Genomic DNA, 23,910 nt, shown 5'->3' with positions numbered 1-23,910 from the left:
GGCAGCCCCGCAAACCGACCGAACTCACACTTCCGGATAGCGGCGCGGGGTCCACACGTACTCCGTACCGTCCGGCCGCCGGGAGGCCCGCGTCTGGGAGGAGCCGACGATCAGCAACGTACGCATGTCCACCTGGGCCGGGTCCAGTTCGGCCAGCGGCACGATCCGCACCCGCTCGCCGTGCCCGCCCACGTCACGGGCCAGCACCACCGGGGTGTCCGGCGCGCGGTGCTCCAGCAGGACCTCGCGGGCCTTGCCGACCTGCCAGGTGCGGCTGCGCGAGCCGGGGTTGTAGAGCGCGAGCACCAGATCGGCCGCCGCCGCCGCGCGGAGGCGCTCGGCGATGACCTCCCACGGCTTGAGGCGGTCGGAGAGGGAGAGCGTGGCGTAGTCGTGGCCCAGCGGAGCGCCCGCTTTGGCCGCTGCCGCGTTGGCCGCGGTCACGCCTGGCAGTACGCGTACGGGAACGTCCGCGTACGCCTCCTGATCGGCGGCCTCCAGTACGGCCGTCGCCATCGCGAACACGCCGGGATCGCCGCCCGAGACGACGGCCACCCGCCGGCCGCGCCGCGCCAGCTCCAGCGCGAACTCCGCGCGCTCCGCCTCCACACGGTTGTCGGAGCCGTGCCGGCGCTGCCCGTCCCGCGCCGGCACCCGGTCGAGGTAGGTGGTGTAGCCGACCAGATCGTCGGCGGTGGCCAGTGCCCCTCGCGTCTCGGGGGTGAGCCACAGCGGCCCGGCGGGCCCGGTGCCGACGACGACGACTTCGCCGCCGGGGACGACATCGCCACGGGGGACGACTTCGCTACCGGAGACGACTTCGCCGGAGGTCATGCCGTTCCCGGGGGCGTCGCCCTCGTTATCGAGGGCTGCTCCCGGCTTGCCCACCTTGCTCGGCAGTACGGCCACCGAGAAGTACGGCACCGAGTCCGGGTCCACGTCCGCGACCCGTCCGGTGCGTTCGCCGTCCATGGTGGCGCGCTCGACGTAGCGGGCCTCGGCCAGCCGCCCGGAACGCTCCAGCGCGCGGCGCACCTTCGGGAACGTACGCCCCAGCTTCATCACGGCCACCGCGTCGCTGGAGGCGAGGCGTGCGGTCAACTCTTCCTCGGGCAGCGTGCCGGGCAGTACGGTCAGCGCCTCCTCCGCCTCGGACAGCGGGGTGCCCAGCCGCGCGGCGGCGGCGCTCACGGACGTCACACCGGGGATCACCTCGGTCGGATACCGGTGCGCCAGCCGCTTGTGCATATGCATGTACGAGCCGTAGAAGAGCGGGTCGCCCTCCGCGAGCACGGCCACCGTCCGTCCCGCGTCCAGATGCGCGGCGAGCCGCGCCGCGGCCTCGGCGTAGAACTCCTCCAGCGCGCCCCGGTAGCCGCCGGGGTGGTCGGTGGACTCCGTGGTGACGGGGTAGACCAGGGCCTCCTCGATATGGTCCGGGCGCAGTTGCCCGGCCGCGATCGAGCGCGCGATCGAACGGCCGTGCCGGGCGCTGTGGTACGCGACCACATCCGCCTCCGCGATGGCCTCGACGGCGCGTACGGTCATCAGCGACGGATCGCCGGGCCCCAGTCCCACGCCGAGCAGCCGTCCACTGCCCGTACCCTCGGCCACGTCGCTCCTCGCTGTGTCGGTGCTGCTCACCCGGCTCACTCCTCCTCACTCGCGATGGCGTTGAGCGCGGACACGGCGAGCGCGCTGCCGCCGCGGCGACCGTGGACGACCAGGTGCTCCAGCCCGGAAGAGTGCGCGGCGAGCGCCTGCTTGGACTCGACAGCCCCGACGAACCCCACCGGCACCCCGATGACCGCAGCCGGTCTCGGCGCCCCCTCCTCGATCATCTCCAGCAGCCGGAACAACGCGGTGGGCGCGTTGCCGATCGCCACGACGGAACCCTCGATGCGGTCGCGCCACAGTTCGAGCGCCGCGGCGGTACGGGTCGTACCCAGTTCCGCGGCGAGCCGGGGGACGGAGGGGTCCGCGAGCGTGCAGATCACGTCGTTGTCGGCGGGCAGCCGCTTACGGGTGACGCCGCTGGCGATCATGGCGACGTCGCAGAGGATGGGCGCCCCCGCACGCAGGGCCGCGCGGGCCTGTTCGACGACCCGCGGGGTGTGGGCGAGGTCCCGTACGAGATCGACCATGCCGCAGGCGTGGATCATCCGCACCGCGACCTGGCTGACATCGGCGGGCAGCCCGGCCAGGTCCGCCTCCGCGCGGATGGTGGCAAAGGACTGCCGGTAGATGGCAGCGCCGTCCTTCTCGTACTCGAACACTGTGCTCTCGCTCATCGTCATGGGGCGGTCGTGGTGGCTGTGGCTTTGGTGGGGCTTGCTGCGGGGGTGGGGGTGGGTCCGGGGCCGGATGCGCTGTTGCGGGCTGCCGAGACGGTGGCGGTGAGAGCGGAGCGGTGGGGGAGGGGCACGCGGACCACCGCGCCCGAGCTCCGTACGACGGACACCTGGTAGCCGCCCGGGCCCGCGACGACTTCCACCCGGTCTCCGCGCGGATGCCCGCACCGGCGCTCGCAGCCGGACCAGTACACGGGCAGTGTTTTTGCGCCGTCTTCGCCTTGGGGGGTGCTTGGCCCGGCTGCGCCTTGGGGGCTGCCGTTTGTCAACGCGGCTGCGCCTTGGGGGCTGCTTGCCAACGCGGCTGCGGCGTCGTCCCGTACGTCCGTCAGCGACTTGGCGCACCCCGGCCGCCCGGCGCAGGCACCCACGCCGCGCCACGGGGACGCGGGGTCCGTCACCAGTCCGGCGTCGCCCAGCGCGGCCAGCGCACCGGGCGCCCGCTCGGGGGCGAGACCGGGCACGACGACCCCGCGCCACGGGGTCAGCCGCAACTCGCCGCTGCCGTGCCGCTCGGCGGTACGGGCGAGCAGCGCCCATTGGCGGCTGGTCAACCGGCCGAGGGGAGCGTGTACGGAGAGCGCGACCTGTCCGGTGGGGGAGGTGACGAGACCGGGCGCGGGCGCCTGGTCGTCGAGCTCCGGAACCGGTGAAATGGGGACGATTCGCTCGGCGTCGCCGAGTCGCTGGGCGTCGGCCAGCCGCTCGGTGTCGGTCGGCCGCTCGTCGTCGCCCGGCAGCTGGGCAACCCGGTGAGCCAACCGGGGCGCCAACCGGGGCGGCAAGCGGTGAGCCAACCGGTGCTCCAACCGGTGAGCCAACTCACCACCCGTCATCGGCAGCTCGCTCACCCGCCAGGCGCGAACGCCGCACTCCCGCGCGGTTTCGAGAAAGACCTCGGCGGCGGTCACGGCGGCAGTGGCGGCGTACGCGCTGTCGATACGGAGCGCTCCCGCGTCGCGATCCGCCCCTACGCGCAGCAGTGCGCCGCCCTCCCGAACGGCGACCAACGTCACATCCGCGCCGAGCGCGGCCACGTCCCCGCGGCCGTCGTCCACCGCGAACAGAAAGCGCCCCGACAGCCCGCGCGCCTCTTCGCTCCCGCACAGCAGCCGGTCCAACTCGGCGAGCCAGGGCCTGACATCCCGGTATCCGCACCCGTCCAGCCCCGACAGTGGCGAGGCGACGATGTTGCGCACCCGCTCGTGCGCGAGGGAGGGGAGCAGCCCCGCGCCGTCCAGCAAGCGCGCCAACTCGGCACCGGAATCCTCGCCGAGTCCGCGGAGTTGAAGGTTTCCCCGTGAGGTCAGATGCAGGTCACCGTCCCCGAGCTGAACCGCGGCCGCACCGAGCGCCGCGGCTTGCCCGCTCCCCAGCACCCCGCCGGGCACCCGCACCCGCGCCAGCCCGCCGTCATCGGCCTGATGCAACCGCAGCGCCCCCGGACATGCGTCGTCCCGCTCCCGCGAAGCCGCCCAACCAGTTGCACCGGCAACGACAGCGGCCTCGGCGGAGCGCGAGGAACGGGAGGGCATGACCATGTCGGCGAGCATACCGACCCCCCACCCCGCGCCTCCCCGCCCCAGCGTCGTTGCCGCCCCGACGTCGAACCTCCTGGGGCGGTGTCGCTACGCGGCTCGCCAGTAAGTGACCCAGTCGTGCGCATGGCGCGCCATCCGTTTCTTCCAGGGCTGGGGCTCATTGCGGGCGATCTCGTCCCAGGCTCGCGCGTTGGCCTCACCGAACCGCAGCGCGGCACCGTGCGGGGCGTCAGCCCATGCCGGTAGGTGTTCGCGGGCCCACGTGTCCGCGGCCGGCGCGGAGTGCCCGGCTTCCATCAGTCGCAGGATGAGTACGGCGGGGTCGATCCATGCGGCTCCTACCGTCGGCCACGCCCAGTCGATCAGGTGCGCTCGCTGCCCGATCAGTACGTTGTGCGGCGCGAGGTCGGTATGCAGCAGGGCGCTGCCGGCGAACGGCGAGGGGTCACCGTCGGTGTATCCCGCCCAGCGCTGCGCTGCGTCCTTGACGGGCACTCCGCTGGGAAGCGTGATCGAGCGCAGCTCGTCAACGGCGTGCGCGACGAGGGCGAGGTCGGGCGAACCGGGGCGGTAGTCGGCATGGCGGCCGGTGAGTCGTTCGTAACCGAGCAGATCCCATCCGGCGACCTGCACGTGCCACAGCAGCCGTGGGCAGGCGGCGGGCAGGTGCGGGGCGATGGCGGCCTCGCGGTGCTGGGTGCGGATCTGCGGATGATCGCTGGGCAGGCCTTTGACGAAGACGGGGCCGGTCGGGGTGTGCAGGGTCACAGCGATGCCGGAATTCGCGCCCGCTGCTGCCTGCTCGGCGCGGAGCATCGGGCCGGTGCACTCTTCGACGGCCTGTCGGGCAGAGCGCGGAAGGTCGTCCCAACAGATGCGGGTGACGGGCATCGGGTCGGTCTCCTGGGCGCGGGCGTGCAGAGCCGCCCCGACCCTACGCGAGTCGGGGCGGCTGGTGCGGGGGGCGTCAGTACGGTTGGTCGTCGCCCGCGCTGCATGAGCACATGACGGTTTCGACAATTTCGTCGAGGTCGTCGACGGCGACCACGTCGGCCGGTGCCTCGCCAGTGGGCGGGGCCGTGATTTCAACGGCTACGGCGGTCATGGGTGTCACCTCCCTCCGTGCTGGCAGTAGGTTTCGCGTTGTGCCTTCGCCTCCTGATAGAGCTTGGCGAGTGGCCGGCATGTCCAGCAGGTGCCGGACAGAGAGCAGCCCTCACAGCCCCCGGTGCGAAGCATCAGGGAGTCAGCGATGCCGCCGAGGCGGCGCAGCCCTTCGACTCCTTCGCGCATGAGGTCGACGTGCGGGTCTCGGCCTACCTTGCAGATGGAGGCGCGGCCGAACGGGTCGGAGTGGAAGAAGGTGTGTCCCGCGTTGCAGCCGGTGAACGGCTTTCGCTTGCGCAGGTAGTCGGCGGCCTGTGTGGGCAGGGGCTCGCCGCTGCCGTCGATGGTGGGGGACATGTTCGTGTAGACCTGGTGCGGGAAGCCGTGAGCGTCGGCGAGAGCCTTCATCGCGTCGAGCTCGTGTGCGTTCGTGTCCGAGACGATGATGTTCAGTCGTACAGGCAAGCCCGCTTCGCGGGCCGCAGCCAGGCCCCGGACGAAGCGGTTGAATGCGCCGCGGTTGCGGGTGAACCCGTCGTAGGTGTCCGCGGTGGCGCCGTAGACGCTGAGGGTGATCCGGTAAGGGCGCCGACGCGTCAGGCAGTCCAGCAGCATCGGCTTCGCGAGCTGCGAGCCGTTCGACGAGATCGCAACCATCATGCCCAGCTCGTGCGCGCGGGCGTACACAGCGGCGAAGTGCCGGTCGATCAGCGGCTCGCCCCCGGTGATCTGGAGCCACACCACGCCCGCCGTCCGCATGATGTCGAGCAGGTGCGCTTTCTTCTCCAGCGGCAGGCCCTCGAACTTCTTCTGCCCGAGGTAGCAGTGCGGACAGTCGTAGTCGCAGCCGAGATTGATCTCGTAGGAAGCGCGCGCGTAGCCGTACTCGGACACTTCGCGGACGAGTAGGGCGTCGTTGGCGCTCCGGCCGGTGAGGTCCACGCCCCATTGGGCGCGCACTGGGTCGTGCAGCCAGGCCGGGAACGGGTCGCGGTTGCGGGCGGCCTGCTGGAGTTCCAGGTAACGGTGCTGGGGGACCTTGAGGCCGCGTGTGCTTCCGGGGCGTAAGACGAGAAAGTCGGTCAGGAACGGGGCGACGATCAGCTCGTGCATGTTCCCTGCCTTTCGTTGATGTGGTGCGCCCCTGACCCTTCGGTCGCCGTGGGTGGTGCGCTGGTGTGCCCCCGGCTGACGGCGGTGTACGTCAGGAAACAGCCGTCGGCCGGGAGCGGCCCGCCCTGTGCCGGGACCTCCGCGGGGGATGGGTTGGGCGTCTCTCCGGCGCGGGCGGGAGTCACGGCGCGGCGTGTCGGCCGCGCCTCCTGGGCTCGCCCACACACGGGTGCGGGCGACTTGCACGCGTGGGTTGCGGCGGAGACGGCCGGTGATCGGGAAGCGGGAAGACACGCAGGGAATAACTGGCGTCGTAGTCCCTCACGGTGAGCAGGAAGGGCCGCCCCATGCCGAGAGCACGCATGGCGTGCTCGTACTCCCCCTCGCTGTTCCCCCACGCACGTAACTCGGCATCCGGGTGGGGCACATCCGGCGCGGTGGTGACGAGGGGGCGTCAAGTAGGTGAGCGGCGTCCGGCCTTGGGTCGAGTATGTCGGCAAGGCGTCGTGCTCTGGCCTTGAGCCAACGAGTGGCGAGACGTGGCGAACCACCTCGGTAGACACTGAGCAAGACCTCGCGTGTGCCGCTCAGATCGTGGGCGACCGCTTCGCACCGAAAGGCGACGGGACGATGCCGAGGCGGGAGGCTTGCCGGCGGCAGTGAGGCCGTCGGCGCGGCCGGATTCACCGCTCAAGCTCCCGGGCCGCTTTCCTGCGCTCGATGAGCTGTTCGAGCTGGATGTGGTACAGCTCGACTTGCCCGGGGGTGAGTACGAGTAAGGACTCGGAGGTGCCCCCGTCCTCGTGGCGGATGGTGACCGGTAGCCCCGCCTGCTGCGCCCGGTGGTCGTACACCACATCGCGGTTCATTGGTGTGACGTGGGTGATGGGGACGGGCACGGGGCGCAGGGTGGTTCCGTCGGAGCTGGCGCGCCAGTCCGTGCCGCCGCCCGGAGGGCGTAGTTGGTAGGAAGCAGATGTTGCGCTCGGAAGGTCGACGACCACGCCGATCCGGCCTGCTTTGGCGAGGTCGGATACGAGGTCGCCGAGCCTGGGATGAAAGGGGGCGTGTGCGTTCAACGTGCCGCCCCGCGCCGGTAGTTGCTTCGAGGTTCGTTCGGCCATGCCGGTGAAGCTAGGACGGCGACGGGGGGCCAATATGAACCAGCGGAATACGACTCTTATTCGTCGAGGTGGAAGCGGTCGGACATGCGGCGCAGCTTCTCGCGAGTGGTCGCTCGCTCGGCGTAGACGATGCTACGCAACGTTGACCGGGCGAGCGGATGATTCCTGATCAGCTGCGGCGCGAGACGTTCGGCAGTCTCCAGCTCGCGCAGCGCTTTGTCTCGGTTGCCATCCCACAGCCAAGCGCGGGCGAGATCCATATGGTGGTGGCCCTTGCGGGAGTTGGGCAGTGGCTCGATCAAATCCGGGCTGGTGCGCTGGTCTATCCTCAGCGCCTTACGCTGCTCCCCCATCTCCAGAGCCACACTGATGGCGTGAATCTGCACGTTTCCCGCTGAGAACGTCAGGCTGTGCCTGTCGTAGACCGGCGGGCCGGCGTATCCCTTCAACCGCTCGGCCGCGGCCTTGGCGTGTGCGATACGGTCCTCGGCTTCAGCACGCCGTCCGCCCCGTGCCGCGGAGACAGCCGCGCGGAGTTGGATGGACCCCCATGCCCGGACAGCGAGCGGGTCGCCCTGGTCGTGCTCTTGCTGCACGCTGGCGAGGGCCTTGTCAGCCAGGGACAGCGAATCGGTCCAATCGGCCGTAGCCCACATGTCCCAGACACGCATCCAGTCCGCGACCGCGGGCATGACTGGGTCCCCGGACTGCTGCGCCGCCCAGCTCGCCCGCTCGCACGACATGGCAATCAGCTCAGGGTGCCCGAGCGCGTGTGCCGCTGTATGCGCGAACTTGCAGCACACCGCGTAGATGGAAAATGCCTCTTCGCATTCACGACCTGTGCTGACCTCGGCGAGTGCACGCGCTTCCCGGATGAGGTCGGGAAGAACTTCCAGGATGGCGACGTTCGCCGCCGCATCGCGCAGGCGATGTAGACGAGTTGTCTCTTGCCAAAGCTGTGAAGCTGGGCGCGGCATGCCATCGAAGACGGGGACGAGGTCATACCGGCGTAGCTCGCGCACGATGGACGCTGCGGCGACCTGCCACTGATTCTCTGCGGGCGAGCTGTTGTAGGGGCGGCCGATCAGGTCATTGGGGTGCACATGCAGCTCGGACGCCAGCATGTTGAGCAGGCCAACGCGGTCGAGCTCGATATGCCCGCGCTCCATCTTGGAGACCCAGCCCTGAGTTTTGCCGAGCCTCGCGGCAAGGTCGGCTTGCGTCATGCCGAGACGGAGCCGTGCGCGGCGTGCGCGGCGGCCGATCTCTTCGGCTTCTTCCAACATCCGGGCTCCATCCGTTGGGGCTTCCCCAAGAACGGTACCGAGCAGGCGCACGGGGTGTGGGATGCATTCGGGCAGGAACGAATGGGAACGACGAAAGCGCTCCCCGGCCGGCTCGCTGCCGGGGCGGGGGCGATTCAATGTGCGGCCGTATGGAGGAACACCAGCACGCCGGCGGGGCCGACCAGCGTAGCGGCGGACGGCGGGGGCCGATCCCCCAGCCGGTGGAGCGGCAAGCGATGGCCCGTAACATGGCTGAGGGCGGACCACCCGGTCCGCCCTCATCGCCAGCGACGGCGACATGGGAGGAAGCCCGGTGCGAATCCGGCGCGGTCCCGCCACTGTGAGCCCGGCCACCACGGCTGGGTGAGCCAGGAACTCCTGCCGTCCGACACCGCCCGGGGCGCGGACACCCCGAGGAAGGGCCTACCGCAGCATGCTGATCCTCCTCCTGTCGACCTCCGACACGGACCTCCTCAGCGCCCGCGCGGCAAACGCGACGGCGGCAAACGCGACGGCGACGAACGCGGCGGCAAACAACGAGCCGCCCAACAACGCGGCACCGCCCAACAACGCACCAGCGCCCACCCCGACGCCCGACCAGAACAACATCACCTACCGCTACGCCAACCCCAGCCGCATCCCCGAGGACACCCTCACCGAAGAACTCGACGCCCTCCTCGAGGGCGTCGACCTCGTCGTCGTACGCCTCCTCGGCGGCATCCGCGCCTGGGAACCCGGCATCGAACTGCTCCGCGCGACCGGCCTCCCACTCGTGGTCCTGACCGGCGAACAGGCCCCGGACGCCCAGCTGATGGCGGCGTCCACGGTGCCGATCGGCGTGGCGGCGGAGGCGCACGCCTACCTCGCGCACGGCGGCCCCGCGAACCTCGCCCAGCTGGCCCGCTTCCTCTCCGACACGGTGCTGCTCACGGGGCACGGCTTCGAACCCCCGGCCCCGGCCCCGTCCTGGGGCCACCTGAACCGCGAGCCCTCACCGCAGCCTCCCGCGCCGGAAGGCGCCCCCACAATCGCCGTCCTCTACTACCGCGCCCACCACATGAGCGGCAACACCACATTCGCCGCGGCGCTCTGTGACGCGATCGAGGCGGCGGGCGGCCGGGCACTGCCCCTCTACGTGGCGTCGCTACGCGCGCCGGAGCCCGAGCTCATCGAGGAACTCCGCGCTGCCGACGTCATCGTGACCACGGTGCTGGCGGCGGGCGGGGCCGGCGGAGCCAAGCCGGCGGACGCGGGTGCGGGCGGTGACGACGAGGCGTGGGACGCGGGCGCGCTCACCGGCCTGGACGTACCGATCATCCAGGCGCTGTGCCTCACCGCGTCCCGTTCCGACTGGGAGCAGAACGACGAGGGCGTCTCCCCGCTGGACGCGGCGAGCCAGATCGCCGTACCGGAGTTCGACGGCCGCCTCATCACCGTTCCGTTCTCCTTCAAGGAGATCGACGCCGACGGCCTGCCGTCCTACGTGGCCGACCCGGAGCGCGCGGCGCGCGTCGCGGGCATCGCCGTACGCCATGCCAGGCTGCGCCGTATCCCGGCGGCGGAGAAGCGGCTGGCGCTCGTACTGTCGGCGTACCCGACCAAGCACTCCCGGATCGGCAACGCGGTCGGGCTCGACACCCCGGCCAGCGCGGTGGCCCTGCTGCACCGCCTCCGGGCGGAGGGCTACGACTTCGGTTCCGTCGAGATCCCCGGGCTGGTGACGGAGGACGGCGAGCACACCGGCGATGCCCTCATCCGGGCCCTGATCGACGCCGGCGGCCACGATCAGAACTGGCTCACCGAGGAGCAGCTGGCCAAGAACCCGGTCCGGATCCCGGCGGCCGACTACCGCCGCTGGTTCGCCACCCTTCCCGCCGAACTCCGCGCGGCGGTGGAGGAGCACTGGGGCCCGCCGCCGGGCGAGATGTTCGTGGACCGTACGCACAATCCGGACGGCGACATCGTCCTGGCGGCGCTGCGGTACGGCAATCTCCTCGTCCTCATCCAGCCGCCCCGTGGCTTCGGCGAGAACCCGATCGCCATCTACCACGATCCGGATCTGCCGCCCTCGCACCACTACCTGGCGGCGTACCGCTGGATCGCCGCGTCCCGCGAGGACGGCGGCTTCGGTGCGGACGCGATGATCCATCTGGGCAAGCACGGCAATCTGGAGTGGCTGCCCGGCAAGAACGCCGGGTTGTCGGCGGCGTGTGCGCCGGATGCCGCGCTGGGCGATCTGCCGCTCGTCTACCCGTTCCTGGTCAACGACCCGGGCGAGGGCACCCAGGCCAAGCGCCGGGTGCACGCCACGCTGGTCGATCACCTGGTGCCGCCGATGGCCCGCGCCGACTCCTACGGCGACATCGCGCGGCTCGAACAACTCCTGGACGAGTACGCGCAGATCAGCTCGATGGACCCGGCCAAGCTGCCGGCGATCCGCGCGCAGATCTGGACGCTGATCCAGGCGGCGAGGCTCGACCACGACCTCGGCCTGGAGGAGCGTCCGGACGACGACGGTTTCGACGACTTCCTCCTGCACGTCGACGGCTGGCTGTGCGAGGTCAAGGACGCGCAGATCCGGGACGGCCTGCATGTGCTGGGCACGGCTCCGGCCGGTGAGGACCGCGTCAACCTGGTCCTCGCCATCCTGCGCGCCCGCCAGATCTGGGGCGGCCGCAGCACCCTGCCGGGCCTGCGCGAAGCCCTCGGCCTGGACGAGTCGGCCGCCACCCGCACCACGTCCGACGAGGCGGAGGCGAAGGCCCGCGCGCTGGTCGAGGCGATGGAGGCGGCGGACTGGGACCCGCGCGCGTTGCCCCGCGTGGCGGAAGGCCATCCGCAACAGGTCGCCGACATCCTCGACTTCGCGGCCCGCGAGGTCGTCCCCCGGCTGGCGGCCACCACCGCCGAACTCGACCACACCGTGCACGCCCTGAACGGCGGCTTCGTCCCGGCGGGGCCGTCGGGATCCCCGCTCCGCGGCCTGGTCAACGTCCTGCCGACGGGCCGCAACTTCTACTCCGTCGACCCCAAGGCCGTTCCCTCCCGCCTCGCGTGGGAGACCGGCCAGGCCCTCGCCGACTCCCTCCTGGAGCGCTACCGCGCGGACAACGGCAGATGGCCCACCTCCGTCGGCCTGTCCCTGTGGGGCACCAGCGCCATGCGCACCGCGGGCGACGACATCGCCGAGGCCCTCGCGCTGCTGGGCATCCGTCCGGTGTGGGACGACGCGTCGCGCCGGGTGACGGGTCTGGAGCCCATCCCGGCGGACGAGCTGGGCCGCCCCCGGATCGACGTCACCCTGCGTATCTCCGGCTTCTTCCGCGACGCGTTTCCGCACGCGGTGGCGCTGCTGGACGACGCGGTGCGGCTGGCCGCTTCCCTGGAGGAGCCGGACGAGATCAACCATGTGCGCGCCCACACCCAGCAGGACCTGCGCGAACACGGCGACGAACGGCGGGCCACCACCCGTATCTTCGGCTCCCGCCCGGGGACGTACGGTGCGGGTCTGCTCCAGCTGATCGACTCCCGCGACTGGCGTACGGACGCCGATCTCGCCGAGGTCTACACCGTCTGGGGCGGCTACGCCTACGGCCGCGACCTCGACGGCCGCCCGGCACGCGGCGAGATGGAGACGGCGTACAAGCGCATCGCCGTCGCCGCGAAGAACACCGACACCCGCGAGCACGACATCGCGGACTCGGACGACTACTTCCAGTACCACGGCGGCATGGTCGCCACCGTGCGCGCGCTGCGCGGTACGGCCCCCGAGGCGTACATCGGCGACTCCACCCGCCCCGAGACGGTGCGCACCCGCACCCTCGTGGAGGAGACCTCCCGCGTCTTCCGCGCCCGCGTGGTCAACCCCAAGTGGATCGAGGCGATGCGCCGCCACGGCTACAAGGGCGCCTTCGAACTCGCCGCCACCGTCGACTACCTCTTCGGCTACGACGCCACCACCGGCGTGGTGGCCGACTGGATGTACGACAAGCTCACCGAGACGTATGTGCTGGATGAGACCAACCGCAGTTTCCTCCAGGAGTCCAACCCCTGGGCTCTGCACGGCATCGCCGAGCGCCTGCTGGAGGCGGAGTCCCGCGGCATGTGGTCCAAGCCCGATCCGGCCACCCTTGACGCGCTCCGCCAGATCTATCTGGAGACGGAAGGCGAACTGGAACAGGACGAGTGACGTGCGCAGGGCGGGCCTTGAGCGGCCCGCCCTGGGTCCTCCTGTGAGCGCCGTTGTCACCAACTCAGCGCTGCCTTATGGGAGTTACTGATGTGAAAGGCGTGCGCGCGAGGGGCGGCAGGGGCATACTCTCCGGCCATGAAACGGAATCTGGCGCTTAAGACCGCCACCGCGCTGGCGGCTGCCTTCGGATGCATATGGATGGTGGCCGGGCCCGCCCCGGCGGGGGAGACGCCGTCGGAGGACGCATGCCGGACGACGGACAACAGCATGCCGACGGGGAACTGCGGCAAGTTCCAGCAGGTGTTCGCCGAGGACTTCAACGGCGACACCGTGCCGGTCGGCTCGTTCTCCGACTGCGACCACAACGTCGACACCGCCGACGCCTACTGCGGCGGTCTCAGCGGCGAGTACCGCACCAACTGGTGGGCGTATCCGACCGGTTGGTACGACACGGCCCACCCGAACAACCACAGCAACGGCAACGACCGCAAGATGGGCGGTGAGTATCGCGCCGACAAGACCGTCTCCGTCTCCCCCTCCGGCTACGACGGCAGCGGCACCATGAAGGTCGACATGTACCGCCCCTCGACCGGCGACGACAACTACGTGGGCACCGTCGTACCGCGCAAGTGCATGGACCGCGCGTACGGCAAGTACACCGAACGCTTCAAGGTGACCCGCATGGACCCCGGCTTCAAGGCAGCGCACCTCTTCTTCGAGGGCAAGCACGAGATGGACTTCCCCGAGGCCGGCGGCAACTTCAACGACGACACCATCTCCGCCTTCACCCACCCCAGCGAGGAGAACGCAGACACCGGCGCCTCCTGGACCACCCCGCACACCACGTCCATCGAGTGGACGCCGGGCAAGGTGAAGTACTTCCTGGACGGCAAGCTGGTGAAGACCGCCAGCCGCGAAATCTCCTCCGTCCCCATGGACTGGGCCCTCCAGAACGAGTCCGCCCTCTCCGGCGCCTACGCGAAACCGGGCGCCCACGCCACCATCGAAACCACCTGGGCGACCTGCTACAAGTACAACCCCTGACGGCTGTGCGCCGGTGGCGGAGGGGTCGGATGCCGAATACGCGACGGGTCGGATGCCGAATATGCACCGAGTCGGATGCGACTACGCACCGGCTGGGGTGCCGACTACGCACCGATCAACTCCCGGACATCCTCCGCCGACCAGACCCCCTCCGCCCCCGGCGCCCCGGCGAGATACGCGGCCACCACCTCCGCGCTCCAGCCTCCGACCCCGACCCCGTTCCCGTCGCCACCGGCGCCCAGCAACCCGGACGCCAGATACCGCAGATAGGCCCCGGCCGGAGCCTCGTGCGGCACGTCCCCCAGCCCCCACGGCGCGGTGAACGTCAGCACCGGACGCCCCGCCAGCTCCCCGGCGCGCACCAACGTCTCGTACCGCCCCTCCCCGAGCGACACCCGCCCGTGCGTCAGTACCGCCGACAGATCCAGATCCGACCCCGGCTCCCGGTACATCTCCTGCGCCGCGATATCCGAGAACTGACCCGGCGTCACCAAATGTGCCACCGCGAGAGTGCGCCCCTCGGCCGCCGGGTCGTAGAAGGCCCTCCCGCCACCCCACACCGGCGACCTGGTCGCGAAGTACAGCGCCCCGGGCAGCTCGACCGGCACCGACTCCACCGGCATCCGCCGGTCCCGGCACCCCGGATACCACCGCTCCGCCCCGCGCGGCCTCCCGCCGCCGATATACGCGCCCAACCGTTCCCGGTCGGTATTGGACCCGTAGGCCGCGTACCAGATCCTCCGCTGCTGCCCCACCGGAGCTCCTTTTCGTTCCCGTGCCGATTTCCGCTGCCCGTGCGCCCTGCCGTGATCGTCGCTGACCGTTCTATGATCGCCACTCCGCGTACGAGGGGGAGTGGATGGCGGCTGGTGGATCGGCGTCGCGGCGGGCACAGGAGGCGCGGCGGCAGGAGCGGCTGTTGCGGGAGCAGTGGCAGGCGGCCCGGCAGGAGGCATACCGCTGGGAGGCGGCCGACGAGGGCGAACGACGGGTGGCCGCCCAGCTGTTGATCCTCACCATGCGCGGCTGGCGGCTGCTGGTCGACCGCAGATGGCCGGGCACGCGCGCCGCCAACGTCGACATGCTGCTGGTCGGCCCGGGCGGCGTGTTCGTCCTCGACGTCAAGAACTGGCGTGCCGCGCCCCAGGCGGCCAACGGCAAGCTCAGTGCGGCCGGTGAGCCGCGCGACGAGCATGTGGCCAAGCTGCTGGCCGTGACCAAGACCGCCGAGAGCGCGGTCGCGTCGCTGGGGATGTCCCCGGTGGCGGTCCAGCCCCTCATGGTCTTCGCTGGTCACCGCCTCGACACCGCGCTGGGCCGGGTCCGGCTGCTGGGGGAGCGCGAGGTCGGCCCGGTGCTGCTGTCCGAACGCCGCCGATTGCGCCCCGAGTCGGTACGCGCCATCGCCGATCATCTGGACCGGGTCTTCCCGGAGTACGAGGGCTCCACCGTCGCGCAGGGCCGGCCTGCCGCCGCGCCCGTCCGCGCACCGGTCGCCGACGCACCGTCCGACGGCCTCTTCGACCTCGACGGACTCCGCGAGGCCGCGCTCGAAGAAGCACTGCGCGCCCCGATCGAGCAGTGGATGACGTTCCTCGACCCCGACCAGGTCGGCCTGGTGCGCCGCAACTGGGCGGGCCCGGCCCGGATCAGCGGTCCGGCCGGCACCGGCAAAACCGTCGTCGGCCTGCACCGCACGGCGCGCCTCGCCCAGCGCACCACCGGCCGGGTGCTGTACGTCACGTTCGCCAACAACCTTCCGCGGGTGCAGTCGACGTTCCTGCGGACCATGTCCCCGGCCGTGGCCGACCGCGTCGACTTCCGCAGTCTGCACTCCTTCGCCCAGGAGTTCCTGCACGAGTGCGGCGTCCCCGTCCGGCTGCACGGGGACAAGGCCCTCACCGCCTTCAACCTCGCCTGGAAGCGGGTCGGCCGCGACAGTTGCCTGGCCGAGATCGACCCGGCTCCGCGCTACTGGCGCGAGGAGATCGACCACGTCATCAAGGGCCGCGGCCTCACCACCTTCGAGGAGTACGCCACCGTGCCCCGCCGACGGCGCCGCACCGCCCTGCGCCGGACACACCGGCAGGCCGTATGGCAGCTGTACGAGACGTATGAGTCGCTCCGCGCCGTCCGCGGCGTGCACGACTTCAACGACGTGCTCAGTCTCGCCCTGGCGGAAGCCCGCCGCCGTACCGGGCAGCACCCGTACGCGGCCGTGGTCGTGGACGAGGTCCAGGACCTGACGCTGGTCGGCATACGGCTGCTGCACACCCTCGTCGGCGACGGCCCCAACGGGCTGCTGCTGGTCGGCGACGGCCAACAGGCCGTCTACCCGGGCGGATTCCGGCTCACCGACGCCGGCATCGACATCCGCGGCGACCGCGGCCAGGTGCTGCGCACCAACTACCGCAACAGCAAGCAGATCCTGGAGGCAGCGCTCGCGGTCGTCGCCGAGGACACCTTCGAGGACATCGACGGACTGCGCACCCCGGGCCGCCGCGATGTCGACCTGACGTACCACGACGGCCAGGTGATCCGGGTAACGAAACCGACCCCAGCCGAACACGACCACGCCCTCCTGGAGGCCCTGCGCGCGCTGCCCCCCGAATCCCGTGCCGACGCCGCGGTCCTCTGCCCCTCCCACCGCGCCATCGGCCACTACCAGCAACTCCTCGAACGCGCCGGAATCCCGGTCTGCCCGCTGGAGCAGTACGACGGCCACCCGGTCGACGCCGTCAAACTCGGCAGCTACCTCCGCGCCAAGGGCCTCGAATTCAAACGCGTCTTCCTCCCCGAACACGACGCGACCCTCACCCGCCCCACTGCCCCTCTCGAGACCGCCGACGAACACGACGCCCTAGCCCGCAGCCGCCTCTTCGTCGCCATGACCCGCGCCCGCGACACCCTCTGGCTGGGCAGCGTGAACCGCTGAGGTCGGGGCTTGGCGAGGACGCGGCGGTCGACCTGGTCGGTGGGGGACAGGTCGAGCTTGGACGGCACCTCCCGCGACGACGAGCCGTTCGGCGATGGCGGCGTTGCCGAGCCCCTCGGCCATCAGGCCGACGACGTCACGCTCCCGCGAACTGAGCCGTTCCGGACCGGTGCCGTCCCGGCCGGCCTCCTACGAGCGAACAGCTGGACGACCACCTCGGGGCCGATGGCGGCGCCGTCCCCCCACCCACCGCAGGCGACTGGCCACCGGCCGGGATTCGGAACCGACGCGACGACGCCACTCAACCGTCGCCGACGTCGACCGCCTCGTCGATCTCCTTGTAATACTTCCGGCAGTACTCCACCAGGTCATCCGCGTGCACAGCGCCGTACTCCTCCGGCGCCGTCGTCTCCACCGCCTCGATGATCTGATGCGCGGACGCCGACCGGTACCCCATCACGCTGGCACCCTCGGTGACCGTAACTCCCCAGTACTTCACCAGGATCGGCGACCTCTGAAAGCTGCGATGTGTCCTGGTGTCCCGCAGATCCCGGTCAGTGATCTCCACGTTCAGCCCCTCCGCCAGGGCCTTCCGCGCATAGTCCAGAGCCGCGTCGACATCCAACGTGTAAAAGGCCAAAGGCCGACCATTCACCCCACGAGGGATCACCATGCCCGCACCCTAAACACCCCACCCACCCCACCCCCACCTTCCAGCCACTCCCACCCCGCCCCGTCAACGCCGAACAGCCCCCGATCCACCTCGCGCACTCAATCCCCTGACCCCGCATTCCCTCTATGAGGGTGGCGCGATTTGCTCCTTAGGTCGGGGAGCAGCGTGGCCGCCCCCGAGGTAGGGGCACCCGGGGGCGGCCGTGCTGCTCGCAGGGCACTGGCTTCGCCAGTTCAAAGGTCGCGGCGGAAGAACTCCACGATCACCGCCCAAAGGGCGCGAGCGCCCAACGACACAGCGATTCGCTTCGCAACCTCCCGCGCTACCTCCGCCCGCGTCTCCGACTTCTTGTCGGCCATTCGCATCTCCTCCTCCTTCACCGGGCTACCCCCGAACTGTTCGCCCGAGGGGAAGCCCAGCCCCCAATGGAGAGGGAGATGCACTCAACGTACCGGCGCCACCGCCGAGTTGGTAGATCCCGCCGCCCGAGGGGAGAGCCAGACGCGGACCCGCCTGTAACGCCGTACCTCGCTGTGTGGCGTTCTGTACGTACGCATGGAGACACAAAAAGACGCGGAAGTCGCGTCGGACGCTCGCGCTCCATGCCCGCTGCGTCGCGGCGTCGTGGCAGCACTGTGAGGACCAGGGGTGGGATCGGCTGGCTGCGGGGGACACGTGGGAGGAGCCCGGTCTCGTGTTCTGCTCCGCAAACGGCGGGAAGCTCGATTCCTCCAACGTGCGGAGAGCCTTCCGTCAAGCGATCAAGAAAGCTGACGGAGTCGACGCTGCGCGAGCTACAGCACAGCTTCGTGTCGCTGCTCTCTGACAGCGGCGTACTCCTCGAAGAGATCTCGCGCCTGGTCGGCCACTCCAGCACAGCCGTCACAGAAGAGGTCGCCGAAAGCAGGTCCGGCCGGTGATCCAGACGGAGCGGTCGCGATCGACGGCATCTTCAAGGGCGACCGAAAGTCGTAGTCACTCAGTTAGTCACCCAACACGAATCAGGGCCGGTCTTCCTCTCGGAAAACCGGCCCTGACCTGTTTCTTCTCTGTCGGGGTGGCGGGATTTGAACCCACGACCTCTTCGTCCCGAACGAAGCGCGCTGCCAAGCTGCGCTACACCCCGAAGCAACGACGACTACTTTAGCCCAGGGGAGCGCTGAGGCGAAATCGGGTTTCGAGGGGGCGGGAGGGGGTCCCGCGCGGGGGTGCGGGGGTCAGTTCTGGCGGGGGGTGAGGGTGAGAAGGGTGGCTTCCGGGGGGCAGGCGAAGCGGACGGGGGTGTAGCGGTTGGTGCCGCAACCCGCGCTGACGTGGAGATACGACTCGTGGCCGCCCGCACGGTGGGTGGAGAGGCCCTTCACGCGGTCGGTGTCGATGTCGCAGTTGGTGACGAGGGCACCGTAGAAGGGGATGCAGAGCTGGCCGCCATGGGTGTGGCCGGCCAGGATCAGCGGGTAGCGGTCGGCGGTGAACGCGTCGAGTACGCGCAGGTACGGAGCGTGTACGACGGCGAGCGAGAGATCCGCGCCCGCCTCGGGCCCGCCGGCGACCGCGCCGTACCGGTCGCGCTTGATGTGCGGGTCGTCCAGCCCGGTCAGCGCGATCTCCTGGCCGCCGTCCAGCTTGAGGCGGCCCCTGGCGTTGGAGAGGCCGACCCAGCCGGCGGCATCGAAGGCGTCCCGCAACTCCTCCCATGGGTTGTGGACGACGCCGACGGCCGGCGGATTCCCGTTCAGCCCGTGCCTGCCGGTGGCCTTCTCCATCAGGTACTTGGCGGGGTTCCGCAGCTTGGGCCCGTAGTAGTCATTCGAGCCGAAGACGTAGGCGCCCGGGTACTCCAGCAACGGGCCCAGCGCGTCGAGGACTTCGGGTACGCCCTCGGGGTCGGAGAGGTTGTCCCCGGTGTTGATCACGAAGTCGGGACGCAGTCCGGCCAGCTCCCGCAGCCACCGCTGCTTCTTCCGCTGGCCGCGGACCATGTGGATGTCGGAGACCTGGAGGACGCGCAGCGGGTGCATGCCGGGTGGCAGTACGGGTACGGAGACCCGTCGCAAGCGGAACGAACGGACTTCGATACCCGCCGCGTACCCGACGCAGGCCGCGCCGAGCGCCGTGATGCCGACGGCTGTCTTCAGGGGGATCCGGTATTGCGCGCGCATGGGCCCATGGTCGCAGACCCGCGAGCCCCGCCGCAGGGCTGTGGACCCCTCGCCGCAGGGCCATCCCACCCCGCCGCCCCGAGGGCCGCTCCGCCCACGCCAAAGGGCCGCATGCCAGGCTGCCCGCGCCCTCACGCCCAAGGCTGCCCGCCCGGACGCCCCAAGGCCGCCCGCCCCGATATCTTCGGCGGACAGCGGCCCGATCCTGGCACACTGGCCCCATGACCACGCTCAAGTCCCGGCTGCAGGACGACCTGACCGCAGCGATCAAGGAGCGCGACGAGCTCCGTTCCGCCACTCTCCGGATGACCCTTGCCGCGATCACGAAGGAGGAGGTCGCGGGCACCAGCGCACGCGAGCTCTCCGACGACGAGGTGCAGAAGGTGATCACCCGGGAGGCGAAGAAGCGGCGTGAGGCGGCTGAGGCGTTCGCGGGTGGTGGCCGTACCGAGCAGGCGGAGCGGGAGCGGGCCGAGGGCGAGGTGCTCGCCGACTATCTGCCCAAGCAGCTCACAGACGAGGAGCTGGATGCCCTGGTCGCCGAGGCGGTCGAGGAGGCGCGGGCCGCCGGTGCCGAGGGGCCGAAGGCGATGGGCGCCGTGATGAAGATCGTGAACCCGAAGGTCGCGGGCCGCGCGGAAGGCGGCCGAGTCGCCGCAGCGGTCAAGAAGCGCTTGGCGGGCTAACCACAGGCGGTACGAGAACGTGTAAGGGGCGTCCTCCCAGGGAGGGCGCCCCTTACACGTGGGCCAACGGTCCCGATACGGACGGGACCGATGCGGTCAGACAAGGCCGATGCGGTCGGCAGACCCGACGATCCCCACACCCGACGGAGCCCTCGCCCCGCGACGGGCCACGTCGCGCGGCCCCGCCGCCGCCCGCGTCCGGCCGCGGCTCTCAGTCAGGCGGCAGATCGGCAGCCCCGCCGCAGCGCGCAGTCCGGTCGGCGCGCACTCCAGCCGAGGGTTACGGCCAGCCAGCGGCCTCGGCGCGCAGGCCAGCCGCGGTCACGACCAGCCAGCAGCCGCCGCTCGCGGTTCCGCCGCGGCTCTCAGTCAGGCCGCAGCTCGGCAGTCCCGTCGCACTGCGCAGTCCGGCTGGCGCGCACTCCCGCCGCGAGTTACAACCAGCCAGCGGCCTCGACCTGCAGTCCGGCCTCGACCTGCAGTCCGGCCTCGGCCCGCAGCCCGGCCTCGGCGCGCAGTCCGGCCAGCGCGCAGGCCAGCCGCGGGTTACGGCCAGCCAGCGGCCCCGGCGCGCAGCCCGACCGCCCGACCCCCCAACCGACGGCCTACGGCCAGCCACCACCGCCATCCGCATCCCAGCCGCCGCCACCATTCCCGTTTCCGTTCCCGTTGCCGCCGGGCCAGCCGCCGCCTCCGATGCCGCCACCGTCACCACCGCCGATGTCACCGCCACCGATCGCGTCGCCGCCTCCGATGACGTCCGGGGGTGTGGTGGGCCAGGGGTCGGAGGGCCGGTCGTTACCGGCGTCGTCGTCGGGCTTCGGCGGGGCGGGCGGCTTTGGCCGGCTGGGCTTCTTGCCACCGTCCCGGATCGGTACGTGGTGGAAGTCCGGCGCTGCCTCACCGGCCAGCGCTCCCGCCATCGCGTCGCGCCAGATCGGTCCCGGCACCTCGCCACCGAAGACCTTGTCGTAGGGGCGCCCGCCGATGGTGATGTCGACCATCCGCGTACGGTGCGCCGGGTCGCCGACCCAGACGGCGCCGGACATGTTGGGGGTGTAGCCCACGAACCAGGCGGCGTACCGCTGGTCGGTGGTACCCGTCTTGCCCGCGCTGTCCCGGCCGCTCAGACCCGCCTTCTTACCGGTGCCGTCCTCGACCACGCCGCGCAGCAGCGAGTTGACCGTATCGGCGGTCTTGGTCTTCATCGCGCGCTCGCACTTGGTCTTGGGCACGCTCAGCTTCTTGCCCTGCGCGTCGGTGATCGACTCGATGGCGACGGGGGTGCAGTGCACGCCGCGGTTGGCGAAGGTTGCGTACCCCTCGGCCATGGTCAGCGGCGACATCTCCTGGGTGCCGAGCGAGATCGATGGCACCTGGTCGATCTTCTTGCCGTCGGCCCGCTGGACGCCCATCTTCTTCGCCATGTCCGTCACCGGGCAGATGCCGGTCTCCCCTATCAGTGAGACGAAGTAGGTGTTGACCGACTTCGCGGTCGCCTCCTTCATCCGATAGGGGCCGACTTCGCTGCTGTTCTCGTTCTCGACGGGCGCCTTGCCGCGCCACTTGCCCTTACAGGTGTTGACGGGCGAGGGGTACTGCATGCGGTAGGGCGAGGGGTAGGACTTGTAGGGGCTCATCCCCTTGTCCAGCGCCGCGGCGGCGATCACGGGCTTGAACGTCGACCCCGGCTGGTATCCGGCGCCGCCGCCCATGGACTTGTCCACCGACAGATTTATCTGGGTCTCGTTCTGCCCGAAGCCGTACGGGCGCGACTGCCCCATGCCCAGGATCTTTCCGGTGCCCGGCTGCACTATCGTCGCGGCGGTCGCGACCTTGTCCGACTTGTTCACATGCGACTCGATGGACCTCTGCACCGACCGCTGGGCCTTCGGGTCGAGGGTGGTCCTGATGGTGAGACCGCCCCGGTTCCACCGCTTGGCGCGCTCCTTACGGGTCTCGCCGAACCCCTTGTCGTTCAGGAAGACCTCGCGTACGTAGTCGCAGAAGAAGCCCGCGCCGCTGGTGGCGGTGATGCAGCCGTTCTTGGGCCTGCTGATGTCCAGCCCGAGGGGCTTCTTCTTGGCGGCCTCGGCCTGCTTGCGGGTGATGTCGTGGTGCGTGGCCATCTTGTTGAGCACGATGTTGCGCCGCTTGGTCGCCTCGTCCTTGTGGATGACCGGGTCGTACCGGCTCGGGGACTGGACGATCCCCGCCAGCAGCGCCGACTGGGTGAGGTCCAGCTCCTTGGCCGACTTGGAGAAGTAGCGCTGCGCCGCCGCCTCGACGCCGTACGCCTGCTGGCCGAAGAAGGTGATGTTGAGGTAGTTCTCCAGGATCTTCTTCTTGCCCAGCTCCTCCTCGACCTGGATCGCGTACTTCAGCTCCTTGATCTTGCGGCCGATCGTCTGCTGGGTGGCCTGGGCGACCTTGTCCGGGTCGTTGCCGGCCTCCTCCACGAAGACGTTCTTGACGTACTGCTGGGTGAGCGTCGAGGCGCCCTGGGAGACCTGGCCCGACTGGGCGTTCCGGTTCAGCGCCCGCAGTACGCCCTTGAGGTCGACGGCACCGTGCTTGTAGAAGCGCGCGTCCTCGATGGCGACGATCGCCTTGCGCATGTGCGGGGAGATGTCCTTGAGGTCGACGACCGTGCGGTCGCGGGAGTAGACCTTGGCGATCTCGCCGCCCTCGTTGTCCAGTATCGTCGTCCGCTGGCTGAGCGGCGGGCGCTTGAGATTGACCGGCAGCTCGTCGAAGCCCTCCACGGTGCCCTTCGTCGCCAGGCCGAGCGTCCCGACAGCAGGCAGCGCGAGCCCGGCCAGCACCGTCCCCGCCAGCACACTGACGCCGATGAACTTGGCGATCTGCTGGGGCTTGCTGACTCCGCTGCCCGCGCGCTTATTGGCCATGGGTAAGAGACTACGACGCGTCGGTGACACCGCACCGGCGGGGAAGCGTGGCAAACGCCGGACAGCCGTCGCGTCGGTCACCTAGGCTGAGGCTGTTGTCACTCTGACACCTCCCTTCACCTCCCGTTATTTCCCTCCACCCCTCTCCCGTTCTCCTTCTCGTCGTCTCCGCCGTTGCCGTACGTCGGCGTCGACCGCCCCCGCTGTCCGCCCCCGGGTTCTCCGCAGCGCTTCCGGCTCACTCCGTTGGGTGATGTGCTGCGCACGCATAGTCCGTTCGGGCCATTCAAGATTGGGCCCGAAGGGGGTGTTGCGTGCTGTGCGCTCTTCCGTAACGTCCTCAACTGGCAACGGTGAATATGCCGTTCGCCGCCGTGGGGGAGCCTCGATTCGGGAGAGGACGGCACCGGCAATGAGCTGGGTAACAGACTGGAGCGCGCAGGCTGCCTGCCGCTCTACGGATCCGGACGAACTGTTCGTGCAGGGCGCCGCGCAGAACCGCGCGAAAGCCGTGTGCACAGGCTGCCCGGTCCGCACGGAATGTCTCGCCGACGCTCTGGACAACCGCGTGGAGTTCGGAGTCTGGGGAGGAATGACCGAGCGCGAGCGGAGAGCCCTGCTGCGCCGCCGCCCGACGGTCACCTCCTGGCGCCGTCTGCTGGAGACGGCGCGGTCGGAGTACGAGCGCAGCACCGGCGTGGTGCTGCCGGTCGATGTGGAGCTGGAGGCGGACGAACACGAGCAGTACGCCGCGGTGGGCTGACCACCCGGCGGAACGGTACTGCGG

At 70.4% G+C, this 23,910-nt stretch carries 18 protein-coding genes, 1 tRNA gene, 2 pseudogenes and 1 riboswitch; of the genes and pseudogenes, 6 read left to right on the top strand and 15 right to left on the bottom strand.

Going from position 1 to position 23,910, the window contains the following annotated elements; all coding sequences use genetic code 11:
• Nucleotides 1-24: 24 nt before the first annotated feature.
• From cobJ to ACQEU8_RS16300, 8 genes are all read right to left on the bottom strand, one after another.
• A complete protein-coding gene (gene cobJ / locus ACQEU8_RS16335; protein WP_433102439.1) occupies nucleotides 25-1,548 on the bottom strand; it encodes a precorrin-3B C(17)-methyltransferase in 1,524 nt (507 codons plus the stop codon).
• 101 nt (nucleotides 1,549-1,649) lie between these two features.
• Complete coding sequence (locus tag ACQEU8_RS16330; RefSeq protein ID WP_433102437.1) at nucleotides 1,650-2,276, bottom strand: precorrin-8X methylmutase; 627 nt, start codon at nucleotides 2,274-2,276, stop codon at nucleotides 1,650-1,652.
• A gap of 17 nt (nucleotides 2,277-2,293) precedes the next feature.
• A complete protein-coding gene (gene cobG, locus ACQEU8_RS16325; protein WP_433101205.1) occupies nucleotides 2,294-3,904 on the bottom strand; it encodes a precorrin-3B synthase in 1,611 nt (536 codons plus the stop codon).
• 75 nt (nucleotides 3,905-3,979) lie between these two features.
• Nucleotides 3,980-4,783 (bottom strand): aminoglycoside phosphotransferase, encoded by an 804-nt coding sequence (locus ACQEU8_RS16320; RefSeq protein ID WP_433101203.1) that lies wholly within the window; start codon nucleotides 4,781-4,783, stop codon nucleotides 3,980-3,982.
• Nucleotides 4,784-4,859: 76 nt separating this feature from the next.
• Nucleotides 4,860-4,997 carry a hypothetical protein gene (locus ACQEU8_RS16315; protein WP_433101201.1) on the bottom strand — a complete coding sequence of 46 codons (138 nt, stop codon included), beginning with the start codon at nucleotides 4,995-4,997 and terminating at the stop codon, nucleotides 4,860-4,862.
• Between the two features lie 5 nt (nucleotides 4,998-5,002).
• Nucleotides 5,003-6,112, bottom strand: coding sequence for a radical SAM protein (locus tag ACQEU8_RS16310; protein ID WP_433101199.1), 1,110 nt, complete (start codon nucleotides 6,110-6,112; stop codon nucleotides 5,003-5,005).
• A 683-nt stretch (nucleotides 6,113-6,795) separates the two neighbouring features.
• Entirely contained in the window at nucleotides 6,796-7,236 is a 441-nt protein-coding gene (locus ACQEU8_RS16305) for a hypothetical protein (RefSeq protein WP_433101197.1), read from the bottom strand.
• Between the two features lie 56 nt (nucleotides 7,237-7,292).
• A complete protein-coding gene (locus tag ACQEU8_RS16300) occupies nucleotides 7,293-8,522 on the bottom strand; it encodes a helix-turn-helix domain-containing protein (protein ID WP_433101195.1) in 1,230 nt (409 codons plus the stop codon).
• 281 nt (nucleotides 8,523-8,803) lie between these two features.
• Nucleotides 8,804-8,900, top strand: a riboswitch (cobalamin riboswitch).
• 55 nt (nucleotides 8,901-8,955) lie between these two features.
• Here ACQEU8_RS16300 and cobN point away from each other — a divergent pair.
• Both cobN and ACQEU8_RS16290 read left to right on the top strand, forming a co-directional pair.
• A complete protein-coding gene (cobN, locus tag ACQEU8_RS16295) occupies nucleotides 8,956-12,711 on the top strand; it encodes a cobaltochelatase subunit CobN (protein WP_433101193.1) in 3,756 nt (1,251 codons plus the stop codon).
• Nucleotides 12,712-12,849: 138 nt separating this feature from the next.
• Nucleotides 12,850-13,758, top strand: coding sequence for a glycoside hydrolase family 16 protein (locus tag ACQEU8_RS16290; protein ID WP_433101191.1), 909 nt, complete (start codon nucleotides 12,850-12,852; stop codon nucleotides 13,756-13,758).
• A gap of 104 nt (nucleotides 13,759-13,862) precedes the next feature.
• Here the strand turns inward: ACQEU8_RS16290 and ACQEU8_RS16285 are convergent, their stop codons facing one another.
• Complete coding sequence (locus ACQEU8_RS16285) at nucleotides 13,863-14,513, bottom strand: histone deacetylase (protein ID WP_433101189.1); 651 nt, start codon at nucleotides 14,511-14,513, stop codon at nucleotides 13,863-13,865.
• 104 nt (nucleotides 14,514-14,617) lie between these two features.
• Here ACQEU8_RS16285 and ACQEU8_RS16280 point away from each other — a divergent pair, with 104 nt between their 5' ends.
• Nucleotides 14,618-16,693: a UvrD-helicase domain-containing protein gene (locus tag ACQEU8_RS16280; RefSeq protein WP_433101187.1), complete on the top strand. Its 2,076-nt coding sequence runs from the start codon at nucleotides 14,618-14,620 to the stop codon at nucleotides 16,691-16,693.
• A gap of 11 nt (nucleotides 16,694-16,704) precedes the next feature.
• Here ACQEU8_RS16280 and ACQEU8_RS16275 read toward each other — a convergent pair.
• From ACQEU8_RS16275 to ACQEU8_RS16265, 3 genes and pseudogenes are all read right to left on the bottom strand, one after another.
• A pseudogene (locus ACQEU8_RS16275) lies at nucleotides 16,705-16,929 on the bottom strand (LuxR C-terminal-related transcriptional regulator); the annotation flags it as partial.
• 65 nt (nucleotides 16,930-16,994) lie between these two features.
• Nucleotides 16,995-17,333, bottom strand: coding sequence for a hypothetical protein (locus ACQEU8_RS16270; protein ID WP_433101185.1), 339 nt, complete (start codon nucleotides 17,331-17,333; stop codon nucleotides 16,995-16,997).
• 266 nt (nucleotides 17,334-17,599) lie between these two features.
• Nucleotides 17,600-17,725 carry a hypothetical protein gene (locus ACQEU8_RS16265; RefSeq protein ID WP_433101183.1) on the bottom strand — a complete coding sequence of 42 codons (126 nt, stop codon included), beginning with the start codon at nucleotides 17,723-17,725 and terminating at the stop codon, nucleotides 17,600-17,602.
• Between the two features lie 129 nt (nucleotides 17,726-17,854).
• Between ACQEU8_RS16265 and ACQEU8_RS16260 the strand changes: the two are divergent.
• Nucleotides 17,855-18,341: pseudogene (locus ACQEU8_RS16260) on the top strand (tyrosine-type recombinase/integrase); the annotation flags it as partial.
• A gap of 77 nt (nucleotides 18,342-18,418) precedes the next feature.
• Here ACQEU8_RS16260 and ACQEU8_RS16255 read toward each other — a convergent pair.
• Nucleotides 18,419-18,492, bottom strand: a tRNA-Pro gene (locus tag ACQEU8_RS16255).
• Between the two features lie 91 nt (nucleotides 18,493-18,583).
• Nucleotides 18,584-19,528, bottom strand: a complete 945-nt coding sequence (locus ACQEU8_RS16250) for a metallophosphoesterase (protein ID WP_433101181.1) — start codon at nucleotides 19,526-19,528, stop codon at nucleotides 18,584-18,586.
• A gap of 221 nt (nucleotides 19,529-19,749) precedes the next feature.
• Here ACQEU8_RS16250 and ACQEU8_RS16245 point away from each other — a divergent pair, with 221 nt between their 5' ends.
• Complete coding sequence (locus tag ACQEU8_RS16245) at nucleotides 19,750-20,214, top strand: GatB/YqeY domain-containing protein (RefSeq protein WP_433101179.1); 465 nt, start codon at nucleotides 19,750-19,752, stop codon at nucleotides 20,212-20,214.
• 605 nt (nucleotides 20,215-20,819) lie between these two features.
• On the opposite strand, the gene ACQEU8_RS16240 is transcribed toward ACQEU8_RS16245, so the two are convergent.
• Nucleotides 20,820-23,123, bottom strand: a complete 2,304-nt coding sequence (locus tag ACQEU8_RS16240; RefSeq protein WP_433101177.1) for a transglycosylase domain-containing protein — start codon at nucleotides 23,121-23,123, stop codon at nucleotides 20,820-20,822.
• 412 nt (nucleotides 23,124-23,535) lie between these two features.
• Between ACQEU8_RS16240 and ACQEU8_RS16235 the strand changes: the two genes are divergently transcribed.
• The gene (locus ACQEU8_RS16235) at nucleotides 23,536-23,886 is read left to right on the top strand and encodes a WhiB family transcriptional regulator (RefSeq protein ID WP_433101175.1); all 351 of its coding nucleotides are present in this window, start codon (nucleotides 23,536-23,538) and stop codon (nucleotides 23,884-23,886) included.
• Nucleotides 23,887-23,910 lie beyond the last annotated feature (24 nt).

Source organism: Streptomyces sp. CA-250714, from assembly GCF_050936705.1.
In the GTDB taxonomy this organism is placed as follows: domain Bacteria; phylum Actinomycetota; class Actinomycetes; order Streptomycetales; family Streptomycetaceae; genus Streptomyces.
Note: the sequence above shows the minus strand (reverse complement) of the source record. Positions and strands in the feature narration are given on the sequence as shown.

Bases quoted from the DNA above. Each gene is read 5' to 3' on its own strand.
- ACQEU8_RS16315 (WP_433101201.1), bottom strand. From the start codon at position 4,997: ATGACCGCCGTAGCCGTTGAAATCACGGCCCCGCCCACTGGCGAGGCA.
- ACQEU8_RS16250 (WP_433101181.1), bottom strand. From the start codon at position 19,528: ATGCGCGCGCAATACCGGATCCCCCTGAAGACAGCCGTCGGCATCACG.
- ACQEU8_RS16305 (WP_433101197.1), bottom strand. From the start codon at position 7,236: ATGGCCGAACGAACCTCGAAGCAACTACCGGCGCGGGGCGGCACGTTG.
- ACQEU8_RS16235 (WP_433101175.1), top strand. From the start codon at position 23,536: ATGAGCTGGGTAACAGACTGGAGCGCGCAGGCTGCCTGCCGCTCTACG.
- ACQEU8_RS16240 (WP_433101177.1), bottom strand. From the start codon at position 23,123: ATGGCCAATAAGCGCGCGGGCAGCGGAGTCAGCAAGCCCCAGCAGATC.
- ACQEU8_RS16300 (WP_433101195.1), bottom strand. From the start codon at position 8,522: ATGTTGGAAGAAGCCGAAGAGATCGGCCGCCGCGCACGCCGCGCACGG.
- ACQEU8_RS16265 (WP_433101183.1), bottom strand. From the start codon at position 17,725: ATGGCCGACAAGAAGTCGGAGACGCGGGCGGAGGTAGCGCGGGAGGTT.
- cobN (WP_433101193.1), top strand. From the start codon at position 8,956: ATGCTGATCCTCCTCCTGTCGACCTCCGACACGGACCTCCTCAGCGCC.
- ACQEU8_RS16310 (WP_433101199.1), bottom strand. From the start codon at position 6,112: ATGCACGAGCTGATCGTCGCCCCGTTCCTGACCGACTTTCTCGTCTTA.
- cobJ (WP_433102439.1), bottom strand. From the start codon at position 1,548: ATGACCGTACGCGCCGTCGAGGCCATCGCGGAGGCGGATGTGGTCGCG.
- ACQEU8_RS16320 (WP_433101203.1), bottom strand. From the start codon at position 4,783: ATGCCCGTCACCCGCATCTGTTGGGACGACCTTCCGCGCTCTGCCCGA.
- ACQEU8_RS16280 (WP_433101187.1), top strand. From the start codon at position 14,618: ATGGCGGCTGGTGGATCGGCGTCGCGGCGGGCACAGGAGGCGCGGCGG.
- ACQEU8_RS16290 (WP_433101191.1), top strand. From the start codon at position 12,850: ATGAAACGGAATCTGGCGCTTAAGACCGCCACCGCGCTGGCGGCTGCC.
- ACQEU8_RS16245 (WP_433101179.1), top strand. From the start codon at position 19,750: ATGACCACGCTCAAGTCCCGGCTGCAGGACGACCTGACCGCAGCGATC.
- cobG (WP_433101205.1), bottom strand. From the start codon at position 3,904: ATGCTCGCCGACATGGTCATGCCCTCCCGTTCCTCGCGCTCCGCCGAG.